Source organism: Pseudomonas sp. GM41(2012), from assembly GCF_000282315.2.
GTDB lineage: Bacteria > Pseudomonadota > Gammaproteobacteria > Pseudomonadales > Pseudomonadaceae > Aquipseudomonas.
The window spans coordinates 1,716,256-1,727,819 of sequence record NZ_AKJN02000006.1; the positions used below are offsets into that span (position 1 = coordinate 1,716,256).

Sequence of the window (11,564 nt, forward strand, 5' to 3'; positions counted from 1 at the left end):
CTTTACACGCTCCAATCCCGTCCACGGGTTGAACGTCTGACGGGAATCTTGCGGGCGATGTCGACAAAGGGCGTGACGATCAGGCTATAGAGCGTCAGGTAACGGTCGTGGTCCTGTTTGCCGGTGCCGAACTGAATAGACTCGGGCGTCGAGTGTGTGACGTAGAGCGTACCGAACATCCAGTCCCAGAGTGACAGGTTGATCCCGAAATTCTTGTTGAAGTGTCGGGGCGCGTCACTGTGGTGAATCTGGTGCTGTGCCGGGCTGTTCAGGACATGCTCGACCACGGGCCCGAAAGACAGCCAGACATGGCTGTGACGCAAATTGGCCGCCAAGGCATTGAGGATCAGGACTATGTAGGTCACGCCGAACAAGGTGTACCGGCTGATCTCCCCGCCGCAGGCGTACCAGAAGACACCGGCAAAAGCGCCGAGGAAGACGGTGTCACTCAGTTTTTCGACCATTTTTTCCACAAAGTGAATCCGGCTTGCCGTCGCTGGCACCAGGACGGGCGCGGAGTGATGGACTTTGTGGAACGCCCACAGATAGCGGGAATGAAAGGCGCGATGGCCCCAGTAATGGATGAAGTCTTGCACCAGAAACACGCCGAGCCCGTAGAGCAAGGACAGTGAAAGGTTCTCCCCCACCTGCGCGCGCGCGCCCCAAAGATTGTTGAAAAACGAGATGTAGTCGCCGGAGCGCAAGACGTACGGATCGACCAGGCCAACAATGGGCAGCACCAGCGCGACCTTCAGGATGGCCCGCACGAAGTAGTACCGGTAATCCAGCAACGCCGAGGGATGAAAATGAACCCGGTGCCCGCCGATGAACTGCCAGAAAGAACGTGCGTCGGTCAGCCCGCGAAATTTTCTGAAGCGGTACAGGCCGTAGGCGATGCTGTAGGACACGCAGAGAAACACGACGCTGAAGCGGCCGTTCAGATCGAAAATGCCAAAAAACTGATCCGTGACGGGCTCGATCACCCACTTCATCAGGCCGTCATATAGAAGCGCGAGAACATCCATTAACGGCTCCCCTCCGTCAAAGGGAGAGGATTGTAATTCAGATCGTAACCACCGGGTGTTCCGATTCGAACGATTGCCTTTGGAACGTCACAAAGCCCTATTGCGGCTGAAACGTCTGAAGGTACGCCAACAGGTTTTCGATCTTTTCCGGGTCGCTGAGGCCCCAGAAAATCATGCGGGTGCCGGGCACCACTTTTTTTGGCGCTTCGAGGTACGCGATCAGTGTTTCGCGGGTCCAGACAATACCGGCTGATTTCATCGCATCAGAGTATTGGTAATCCGTGGTGCTGCCCGAAGGGCGTCCAAAAATGCCATTGAGTTGCGGCCCAAAAGAGCCGCGCGCCGACTCCCCGACCTGATGGCAGCCACCGCATATCCGTTTGAACAGTGTTGCACCCGCCTCAGCATCGCCGGCCGCGTGTGCGTGCGCGCTGAACACCCCTGCATTGAGCATCAGGGCGAAGGTGAGTACGGCGGTTTTCTGCATGTTCTGCTCCCAATCGTCTGTGGCTTGGCGCCAGTGAATCAACTCGCACCCGCTTGAAACTTCTTCCTGTAAGCCGCCGGCAGCAAACCCACTCGCTGGCGGAACAGTCTACGGAACGAGTTGCCGTCTTCGTAGCCCACGGCGTAAGTGATGCTGTCGAGTGTCATGCGGGTGGATTCAAGAAGCTGCTTGGCCTTCTCCAGACGCAGGGTTTGCAGGTAGGTAATGGGCGTGTAACCGGTGGCCTCCTTGAAACGCCTTTTGAAGTTCCTGACACCGAACCCGAATCGCTGGGCGACCTCATCAATCAGCAGCGGCTGTTCGAAGTGTTCCTCCAGCCAGTGTTGAACCCGCAGGATGTCGCCATCCCCATGGTTCTTCGGCAATGACCACATGACGTACACCGATTGCTCGCTGCGCACAGCGTCAACCAACAAGTATTTGCCGCACTTTTGCGCCAGTTCCAGTGAAGCGAACCGGCGCACAAGGTGCAGTAAAAGATCCATGGAGGCACTCGCGCCCCCGCAGGTGATCACGCGATTGTCCTCGCAGAGGATCTGCGTCTCCTCCAGACAGACCTCGGCATACCGACGACGAAACAGGTCGGCAAAGGCCCAGTGCGTGGTGGCACGAACGCCCTCCAGCAGGCCCGTTTCGGCCAGCATGAACGCCGCCGTACACATCGACGCCACCACGGCACCCTGCGCATGCTGTTGACGCAGCCATGGCCCATACGCTGAAAAGGCCGGCAAGGCGTCTTTCAGGGTGAAGAGGAATCCGGGGATCAGCACCAGATCGGTTCGCGGGATCTCGACGGTGGACAGGTCCACGCGCAGCGTCTGCCCTCCCCACGCAGCGACATCACCACCCTCGAGCGAGGCGATGACCACTTCGAAAGGCGCGCCGGCGGTGTCTGCAAACAGGTTGGCGGCGCTGAGCACTTCCAGGGCCATCGTGGCGCTGGCGGCGGAACATTGATCCGCCAGTAAAAGCGTGACGTGCATAAATGATCCTATTGCGCTTTTCGCATGAAAAAAGTCATTTGCGCACCTACCTTACCTGAACCTTCCTCCCTAAAGTGCACGAGTCATTCAATCATCGGCGTACTTATGAATCTCTGGTTCCGACTTTTCCTCATGCTGTTTCGTCGTCCGTGGCGCAAGCCCGTTGACGCCTTGGCCACCACCGTCGTCCACATGCGCGTCTGGCCGCTTGATCTCGACCTCAACCGGCACGTTACCAATGGCCGGTATTTCACCTTGGCTGATATTGGACGCATGGACTACGTATTGCGTAGCGGCGCATTCCGGGTGGCGCTGCGCAATAAGGCCGTGCCTATCGTCGGGGACACCTGGGGCAAGTTTCGTCGTGAGCTGAAGCTGTTCGAAGCGTTCGAGATTCACACCAGGATGCTGGGCTGGGACGACAAGTGGAGCTTTATGGAGCACCGCTTCGTGAGCAAGGGACGCGTGGTCGGTGTCGTGGTGATGCGGGGTCTGTTCCGCTCCGCCAAAGGCACGGTTGCACCTGGCGAGTACGCCCGGGAGCTGGGCTTGGCAGAACAATCGCCGCCGATGCCGACGTGGCTGACAGACTGGTCGCAAAGCTGCAACGACATGAGCCGTGAGCTTCGAGAGGAAGAAGGTCAGCCTGCCCGGCGCCCGCAGACCGTCGCGTAATGCTGTTCACTTAAGCGCGGCGTCCACATTTGTGGCGAGGGGATTTATCGGAATGCCGCACCACCCCGTTCGGCTGCGAAGCAGTCGTAATCCAGACAACTTAGTCTGTCTGAAAAGACGCTGGGGCCGCTTCGCAGCCCAACGGGGATAAATCCCCTCGCCACAGGTTCTGTCAGTTTGCTCAGCACCTGGGAGCTGGCGCAGATCGAGCGTCTGAGCACAGCTCACCTGATCAAAAACGCGGTTTGACCGCCTTCCACTCCCGCTTGTAACGCTGCATCTGTTTCACGTCATCGCGCTGACGAATGCCGCACGTCAGGTACTGGTCGTGCAGCTTGCCCAGTTGATCGTGATCCAGCTCCAGGCCCAACCCGGGCGCACGGGTGATCTTCACGCAGCCATCGACGATGGGGATTTTGCCGCCCTTGATCACTTCTTCATCCGGTTCCTGCCACGGGTAATGCGTGTCGCAGGCGTAATCCAGATTGGGCACCGCGGCGGCGACATGCGCCATCGCCATCAGGCTGATGCCCAAGTGCGAGTTGGAATGCATCGATACGCCCAAGCCAAAGGTGTCGCACATTTTCGCCAGCGCCTGGGTGTCGCGCAGACCGCCCCAGTAGTGGTGGTCGGCGAGAACGATCTGCACGCTGTTCAACGCGACACTGCGGCGGAACTCATCGAAGTCGGTGACCACCATGTTGGTCGCCAGCGGCAGGCCGGTGCGCTTGTGCAGTTTGGACATGCCATCGAGGCCCGGCGTCGGGTCTTCGTAATATTGCAGGTCATCGCCCAGCAGTTCGGCCATGCGAATCGAGGTTTCCAGCGACCAGTTGCCGTTCGGGTCGATGCGCAACGGGTAACCGGGGAAAGCCTTTTTTAGCGCCTTGATGCACGACACTTCGTGCTCCGGTGGCAGCGTGCCGGCCTTGAGCTTGATGCTCTTGAAACCGTTGGCCTCGATCATGCGCCGCGCCTGGGCGACGATCTGCTCTTCGTTCAGGGCTTCGCCCCAACTGTCGGGTTTGTAAGGTGAGTCGACGTGCTGGGCGTACTTGAAGAACAGGTAGGCGCTGAACGGAATCTCGTCGCGAATCGCCCCGCCCAGCAAGTCCACCAATGGCACGTTCAACGAGTGCGCCTGCAAATCCAGGAACGCCACTTCGAACGCCGAATACGCGTTGCTCACCGCTTTGCTGGCATGGGAGCCCGGCGCCAGTTCCGCACCGGCAATGCTCGCCGGTTTGTTCGCCGCCACCGTGGCCTGCACGATACGGCGCAGCTGATTGAGGTTGAACGGGTCGAGGCCGATCAACTGGTCTTGCAGTTGCTGCTGGATCAACAGCGCCGGGGCGTCGCCGTAGCTTTCACCGAGGCCAATGTAGCCGTTGTCGCTTTCAATCTCGATGATCGAGCGCAGCGCAAAAGGTTCGTGGATACCACTGGCATTCAGCAGAGGTGGATCACGGAAAGCGATGGGGGTGACGGTGACTCGTTTGATTTTCAAGAGGCTGCTCCCTTTGAACCTGAACTCAAGGCTTGATGACTGATGGATTTTTCAGGCGTTGCGATGTCGCCACGCGGTGCCGTGCGGGCGAAAAAGATCACCACGGCCGCGACCAGTGACGTGGCCGCCAAACCGTAGAGGCCGCCTTCGATGGAGCCGGTTTTTTGCTCCAGGAAACCGAACGCTGTCGGGGCGACGAAACCGCCGAGGTTGCCAATGGAATTGATCAAGGCGATCACGGCGGCGGCGATGCGAGCATCCAGATAGCCTTGCGGAATCGGCCAGAACAATGCCGAGGCGGCCTTGAAGCCAATGGCTGCAAAACAGATGGCGACGAAGGCGAAGATCGGCCCGCCGGTGGTGGACATGAACATGCCGAACGAGGCGATCACCAGGGTCAACGCCACCCAGGCTTGCTGGTGTTTCCATTTGCTGGCCATGGCGGCGAAGCCATACATCGCGATGATCGAAATGATCCACGGAATCGAATTGAACAGGCCCACCTGGAAGTCGCCGAGGTTGCCCATTTTCTTGATCATGCTCGGCAGCCAGAACGTGGCGCCGTAGATGGTCAGGGCGATGGAAAAGTAGATGAAGCAGAACAGCGCGATCTGCTTGTCGGCCAGCAGTTTGAACATCGACGGCTTGACGGTCTGTGTGACTTCACGGGCCTGTTGTTCCAGGGCGATGGCGTCAACCAGTGCGTCCTTTTCTTCGGCGCTCAGCCATTTCGCTTCGCGCGGATGGGATTGCAGCCAGAACCAGACAAATCCGCAAAGCACGATCGAGGCAAAGCCTTCAATCAGGAACATCCATTGCCAGCCATGCAGGCTGAAACCGCTGACGTTCAACAGCGCGCCGGAGACGGGGCCGGAGATCACCGAGGCAATGGCCGAACCGCTGAGGAAAATCGCCATGGCTTTGCCACGTTCGGTCGACGGCAGCCATTGGGTGAAGTAATAAATGATGCCGGGGAAGAAGCCTGCTTCGGCTGCACCGAGGACAAAACGCAGCACATAGAAGCTGGTTTCGCCGCGCACAAACGCCATCGCCATTGCTGCCGCGCCCCAGGTGAACATGATGCGCGTCAGCCAGGCGCGAGCACCGTAGCGTTGCAGCAGCAGGTTGGAGGGGACTTCGAAGATCGCGTAACCGATAAAGAACAACCCGGCGCCCAGGCCGTAGGCAGCCGCGCCAATACCGAGGTCGGTTTCCATGTGGCTGCGCACGAAGCCGATGTTGACCCGGTCGATGTAGTTGACGATGAACATCACCACGAACAGCGGCAGCACATGACGCTTGACCTTGGCCGCTGCGCGGGCGAGCACGTTCGGGTCCGGCGGACTCTGGAGGGTATTCAAGGGGCAACTCCCGTTCATTGTTTTTTTAGGGACGAGCCGATCATGGACGCGCACATTGATCCCGTCTAATCTAACTTGGCATTCGATTGATACCTGGATTAGATCAATGTTCGAACTGACTCAACTGCGCTGTTTCACCACGGTGGCGACCGAACTGAATTTCCGCCGTGCCGCCGAACGGTTGAACATGACTCAACCGCCCCTCAGTCGACAGATTCAACTGCTAGAACATCACCTGGGTGTCGAGCTGTTCACCCGCACCACCCGCAGCGTCGCCCTGACCGCCGCCGGCCGCGCCTTCTTCATCGAAGCGCAGAACCTGCTGGAGCGCGCCCAGCAAGCCGCCGTCACCGCCCGCCGTTTTGCCGAGGGCGACATCGGCTCGGTCAACATCAGCTTCGTCGGCAGCGCGGTGTATGAATTCCTGCCCAAGGTCATCGCCGAGGCGAGGCTCAAACAGCCGCATGTGAAAATCGACCTGATGGAGATGAACACCTACCAGCAGCATGAAGCCCTACGTGCGCGGCGTATCGACTTGGGCATCGTTCGAGCGCCGTTGCTGGAGCCGGGATACGCCACCGAATGCCTGGTGCGTGAACCGTTTGTGTTAGCGGTGCCGAGCAGTCATCGGCTGGCGCGTGCTGAAACCGTCTCGGTCAAAGACCTCGATGCACAACCGTTCCTGATGTACTCCCACGCCGCCTACCCGCCGTTCAACGAACTGCTGACCGGCATGCTCCGCTCTGCCCGCGTCGCCCCGGAATACGTGCAATGGCTCGGTTCATCGTTGACCATCCTGGCGTTGGTCAACGCCGGAATGGGCCTGGCCCTGGTGCCTCGCTGCGCCACCAGCGTGGTGTTCAAGAACGTGGTGTTTCGCGATATCGATTTGGGCGAAGGTGTGCAGAGCGAGCTGCATTTGATCTGGCGCGAGAACAATGACAACCCGGCATTTGCGATGTTGCTGGAGGGCATTCGAAGGGCTGTGCGAGAGGGATGGGGCGTTTGAGTTTGTCGTTGCCTGGCGTTTCTTTGGGGCCATCGACCACTTTGCCTCAGACAACGAACCCGGCCGTTGCACAGTGGTCAAACCAACTGAAGGCATCGCGACGGATGAAAGGCCTTGGGCCTGGTTCATTCAAAAGCGAAGCTTTGTCATTCACACACATCAGGGTGCGCCGGATAACGTTCAGTAGGTTCGGATCCTGTCTGATGCAGGCGCTGACTGCTGCTCCCATCCCCTGCTCCCTTACCGGAGTACGAAAATGACTCAGTCAATGCGCTTCTTCCTATCGATTTTCCTCGCGACAGCATCGTTGGCATCAGCGAGCCTCCTCAACTATGCAGGTGCGGCAACCGCCGAGGACCTGAATGCCGACTCCAAGCAAGCGTTGCAAACGCTTTACAAGGCCTCACCCGTTGCCAAATCCATTTCACAGAATGCCAAAGCGATTCTTGTCTTCCCGAAAATCATCAAGGCCGGCCTTGTGTTTGGTGGCAGCTATGGCGAAGGCGCGCTGATGAAAGGCTCGCAAGTAGAGAATTATTACAACTCCGTAACCGGGTCCTGGGGACTGCAAGCTGGCGCCCAGTCGTATGGCTATGCGGTGTTCCTGATGACCGACAAAGCCGTGGACTATCTACGTAAAACCAAGGGTTGGGAAGTCGGCGTGGGGCCAACCGTTGTTGTGGTTGACGAAGGGGTGGCGAAGAATCTGTCCAGCACGACAGTGAAGCACGATGCCTACGCGTTCATTTTCGACCAGCAGGGGTTAATGGCCGGGATCAGCATTGAAGGAACCAAGATTTCCCTGATCAAGCGCTGAAAGCCTGCCCTTCAAGGGGGGCCTGGTGAATCTTCTAACCAGATTAAAGGTGCAGTACCTTATGTTTGTAACGCCCACGTTTCGCAATCCATTCAGGTTGAGAGGTGGAACTCATGAACAACATCATCTACATCGTCGGGGCAGTTGTGATTGTCTTGGTGATCCTGTCGTTTCTCGGGCTTACATAGAATCGATGACCGTCTCGTATTGGCAAGGCTGTGCCCCGCATCGCGAGGCACAGCCTGCTCTCGCTTGACCTGTTATTGGTTTCCGGGCCATAAACCTTGTGCGGTGAAGCACGCATAATTTACGTATGCCAACCCACAATTTTGCCAACGATCCAGAGCGCCGATGCGAAACTCAAGATCCCTATGGCGCTCCACTGCATCCATGCAAATGTTCGCTTGAACGGCGCAGGTAAACGGTCCAAATCGTCAGCACTCAGTTCACCTCTCTTGAGGTAAAACCCGGGAAAGGTAACGATCCCGGAGATCCCCCCAATCAACAAGAGCTTCCCCCAGGGGCCACCGTTTCTTAACGGGGCACGAGCCATGACGGCGGAACAATTTTTCAGAAAGCCCAGAAGCTCATCCATCTTGGTATAGGCCATGTGCAGCGCAATACCGATCCAAACAAATGCGCCGAGAATCATCACACCACCTAGATACCCGAAAACCATACGAGCGGTACTCATTGAATCGCCTCATAAATCAAACCACCTAATTCTTCACCGGCAGCGCCTAAAACTGCGCCACCCGCTAACGAACCTGCACCTACGGCAATTACGCCGCAAGCCAAGGTAGCTAACCCACCCGTTGGCACACCCAGCGCAACACACAATGTTCCGACCGCCGGGCCTGTAAGTACCGCACCGGCCAGCGCGCCACCTGCGACTCCACCTGTAAAACTTCCAGTCTCAGTGTATTGGATTCGGACACAGGCCTCGGTATTGCCGGCCGCACACACTTCTTGAACCTTCAAATAAGAAGCACCACCACCCAGCGCCGTACCGATCCAGCCACCGTACTTAACGACTTTCGCCGCCTTGGCCACGCCCGCAATATGCGTGGCATAACCCGGAATCTGTTCGGCAGCACCGGCCTTGGTCCAGCGATGAACCAAACTGCGACTGGAAATCCCCAGCGCACTCTTCAAGTTCGGATGATCCGGCAAACCAATACTTTTTCGAGTCATGGTCGTCAGGCGAGTATTAAGCTGCGCAAGCAAGTGTTTACGCTCCGCAAAAAACTCCGGTGACCGCAAATGCCCGTCTTTTTGAAACGCGCGTTGGTGCAGCGCTTCGATGTCACGCAACGTGGTTTTCACATCCTCCAGGTTCTTGGCAAACATCGCCTCACCCATCCCGATAGCGGTCGAGCCTTGGGCCAGAAAGGTTTCGATTTCGTCCCGGTGTCGCACCATAAAGTCGGCTTCATCTGCACTTAGCGGTTGCAGTGCCTCATTCGTCTTCGCCGCAGCCTCCATCAACAACGCTTCTTCGCGTGTGCATTGCAGGTTGTTGGGGTCACTGAGCACAATCATCGAGCCGGCTTTAACATCGCTCAAGTGGGGGTTCAGTGACTCAAACTTACTGATCACCGCCGGGTTGCGGGCGCTAAAAAGCGCAGCCTCAAGCTGTTCACGGGTAGTGCTCTTGGGCACAACGTAGAAGCCAGGTTCTTGCGGTTGAGGTTTCACAATAGGTTCGGCATCAGGCAAGGCAAGCTTCGTTGTCTCTTGAGTACGAAGTCCTAAAGAGCCACCCGTCCATCCCTTTTCAGTGATGTGCGAATACGTGCCGAACATGTCTCCGCTCAAAGGATCAAAAGGGTCATCAGAGACCAGCAGCCATTCGCCATCTTCTACGGCGGCCAACAGTCGGCGCAGATCATCATTAGAAAGATGCCCCCGCGAATGACCGTGAGCCCGTAGCAAATCATCCACGCCCGTGAGGCTGCTGTACTGCGTAAGGGCATTTTGCACTTTGGACGAAGCAAAAAATGGCGATTCGATTTTGTTGAAACCAATGCCTAGACGCTTGCGATCTTCCCTGCGGATAAGGTGCAGTGACATAACCATCCTCCTTAATAAACGATGTGCTGAAACACACCATTGAACACATCAACTCCATGACGTAGCGCGCAGGATAACGGTCCTAACGATCAGCCCAAATACTGGCTATTCGCTACTTAAGACAATCAGGGAACAATAAGCCGCAAAGAAGCCCACGCAAGCGCTGGGCCGCGCAGCGGCCCCCAAAAGGGAACAATTGCCCAACCCACCGTCAGTTACCCACTCACCACAGCAGACCGCAGTTACGCAGGCGGTTCAATTTTATCCAGCAATCGGTTTGCCGTGATTTCAGCCACCATGACGCTGTTGGAAATGCCCAACAGGGAATAGCGCGAGCAACCCTCCAGGAGGTCCACCAACTCGTGGATCATCACATCAATCGAGGCCAGGGTTTCGACCAGAAAAACTGCCAGGGTTTCGGTCGTGGCCTCTGGATCCACGAAAAACAGGGTGCTGCATTTTCGCGGGGTGGCTTTGATATCGGCAATCGACGGGAAGTGGTAATCGAGAGCCCGCTCGGCGGCCTCGTTGAGCTTCTTTGAATCGGGTTCGTACGGGGAGACCGGATCGGTGTCCGGCGGATTGGGTGTGACCTTGAACATAGTGAAACTCCTAGAGAAATGGAGCTGCCACCATTCGCTGCGAAACGATAAAAGGTGGCAACTGTACGCGGGTTCGCAGACCAGGACTCTAGGAACCCGGCAGACCCTAAGGCCTCCCACGCACAGCCGCCATGACATGAATGACAGACCTAATGAAGCGTCTGCTCACGGACGGTAGACGTTGTGCGTCTAGAGTTTAGCCAGGCTGCGAAACCCGATCACTGATGGGCAGTGACACGAATCAAGTTACCGAGCGGCCCCAAGGCGCACAAGCCGGCGGATTCTGGCGCAGCCGTAGGCAACGGCGCAAGGTCTTGTGGCTTTCAGGAAGTAACCTTGATGGGTCTTAAACAAGCATCCTGTGGAGATGTTTAGAAATCTGACACACGCTTCTTACACGAGGTGAAACCTTGTTCCATTGCACGAGTTGATTTAACCGGCAGCGGTGGCCTCAGCCTTGTTTCAAATCGAGGCAGTAGGTGTAGTAACCCGTATCGCGCACATAACCCAGCGATTCATACAACCGTTGCGCGCCGACATTGTCCGTGGCTGTTTCCAGCAACAGGCCTTTGGCGCCGGTCAACAATGCGAAGGCTCGCGCAGTGTTCATCAGCAACGTGCCCACCCCCTGCCCTCGGGCGGCGGGTGTTGTGAAGAGGTCGCCAAGCAGCCAGGTGCGGTGTGCATCGATGGAGGAGAACGTCGGGAACAACTGGACGAAACCCAGCGCCTCGCCGCTGGGAGCCTGGGCGAAGAAGATCGCGGATTCATCCCGGGCAATGCGCTCGGCGATGAAGTCGCGAGACTGCGGCAGGTTCGACGGCTGGCCGTAGAAGCCTCGATAGGCGTCGAACAGGCTGGCGATTTTATCGAGGTGGGATGCGTCGGCGCGCAGGGCCTGGATGTCCATGTTGATCGTTTCCTTGCGGATTGATTTGATGTGCGGGAACAGGGAATGTAGATCAAAAGATCGCAGCCTGCGGCAGCTCCTACAAGGGACGGCG

General features: G+C 57.4%; 12 protein-coding genes. 3 read left to right on the forward strand and 9 right to left on the reverse strand.

Annotated elements, in window-relative coordinates:
* Positions 1-2 precede the first annotated feature (2 nt).
* From PMI27_RS18155 to PMI27_RS18145, 3 genes are all read right to left on the reverse strand, one after another.
* Positions 3-1,025 carry a sterol desaturase family protein gene (locus PMI27_RS18155; RefSeq protein WP_008154732.1) on the reverse strand — a complete coding sequence of 341 codons (1,023 nt, stop codon included), beginning with the start codon at positions 1,023-1,025 and terminating at the stop codon, positions 3-5.
* A 97-nt stretch (positions 1,026-1,122) separates the two neighbouring features.
* Positions 1,123-1,512: a c-type cytochrome gene (locus PMI27_RS18150; RefSeq protein WP_008154733.1), complete on the reverse strand. Its 390-nt coding sequence runs from the start codon at positions 1,510-1,512 to the stop codon at positions 1,123-1,125.
* Between the two features lie 38 nt (positions 1,513-1,550).
* Entirely contained in the window at positions 1,551-2,516 is a 966-nt protein-coding gene (locus tag PMI27_RS18145) for a GlxA family transcriptional regulator (RefSeq protein WP_008154734.1), read from the reverse strand.
* A 105-nt stretch (positions 2,517-2,621) separates the two neighbouring features.
* On the opposite strand from PMI27_RS18145, the gene PMI27_RS18140 reads away from it, so the two are divergent.
* The gene (locus tag PMI27_RS18140; protein WP_008154735.1) at positions 2,622-3,191 is read left to right on the forward strand and encodes an acyl-CoA thioesterase; all 570 of its coding nucleotides are present in this window, start codon (positions 2,622-2,624) and stop codon (positions 3,189-3,191) included.
* Positions 3,192-3,423: 232 nt separating this feature from the next.
* Here the strand turns inward: PMI27_RS18140 and PMI27_RS18135 are convergent, their stop codons facing one another.
* Together PMI27_RS18135 and PMI27_RS18130 are read right to left on the reverse strand one after the other, a co-directional pair.
* Positions 3,424-4,698 (reverse strand): glucarate dehydratase family protein, encoded by a 1,275-nt coding sequence (locus tag PMI27_RS18135; protein ID WP_008154736.1) that lies wholly within the window; start codon positions 4,696-4,698, stop codon positions 3,424-3,426.
* Positions 4,695-6,059 (reverse strand): MFS transporter, encoded by a 1,365-nt coding sequence (locus PMI27_RS18130; RefSeq protein ID WP_008154737.1) that lies wholly within the window; start codon positions 6,057-6,059, stop codon positions 4,695-4,697. Before PMI27_RS18130 ends, PMI27_RS18135 begins: the two co-directional genes overlap by 4 nt.
* Before the next feature lie 106 nt (positions 6,060-6,165).
* Between PMI27_RS18130 and PMI27_RS18125 the strand changes: the two genes are divergently transcribed.
* Both PMI27_RS18125 and PMI27_RS18120 read left to right on the forward strand, forming a co-directional pair.
* Positions 6,166-7,068 carry a LysR substrate-binding domain-containing protein gene (locus PMI27_RS18125; protein WP_008154738.1) on the forward strand — a complete coding sequence of 301 codons (903 nt, stop codon included), beginning with the start codon at positions 6,166-6,168 and terminating at the stop codon, positions 7,066-7,068.
* Between the two features lie 256 nt (positions 7,069-7,324).
* The gene (locus PMI27_RS18120) at positions 7,325-7,885 is read left to right on the forward strand and encodes a YSC84-related protein (RefSeq protein WP_008154739.1); all 561 of its coding nucleotides are present in this window, start codon (positions 7,325-7,327) and stop codon (positions 7,883-7,885) included.
* A 307-nt stretch (positions 7,886-8,192) separates the two neighbouring features.
* Here PMI27_RS18120 and PMI27_RS18115 read toward each other — a convergent pair whose 3' ends face one another.
* The 4 genes from PMI27_RS18115 to PMI27_RS18100 all read right to left on the reverse strand — a co-directional run bounded on the left by PMI27_RS18115 (position 8,193) and on the right by PMI27_RS18100 (position 11,470).
* On the reverse strand, positions 8,193-8,579 hold the full coding sequence (locus PMI27_RS18115; protein WP_008154740.1) for a hypothetical protein: 387 nt from the start codon (positions 8,577-8,579) through the stop codon (positions 8,193-8,195).
* On the reverse strand, positions 8,576-9,958 hold the full coding sequence (locus PMI27_RS18110; RefSeq protein ID WP_008154741.1) for a hypothetical protein: 1,383 nt from the start codon (positions 9,956-9,958) through the stop codon (positions 8,576-8,578). Before PMI27_RS18110 ends, PMI27_RS18115 begins: the two co-directional genes overlap by 4 nt.
* Positions 9,959-10,200: 242 nt before the next feature.
* Complete coding sequence (locus PMI27_RS18105; protein ID WP_008154742.1) at positions 10,201-10,560, reverse strand: DUF6124 family protein; 360 nt, start codon at positions 10,558-10,560, stop codon at positions 10,201-10,203.
* A gap of 451 nt (positions 10,561-11,011) precedes the next feature.
* On the reverse strand, positions 11,012-11,470 hold the full coding sequence (locus tag PMI27_RS18100) for a GNAT family N-acetyltransferase (protein ID WP_008154743.1): 459 nt from the start codon (positions 11,468-11,470) through the stop codon (positions 11,012-11,014).
* Between the last annotated feature and the right edge of the window lie 94 nt (positions 11,471-11,564).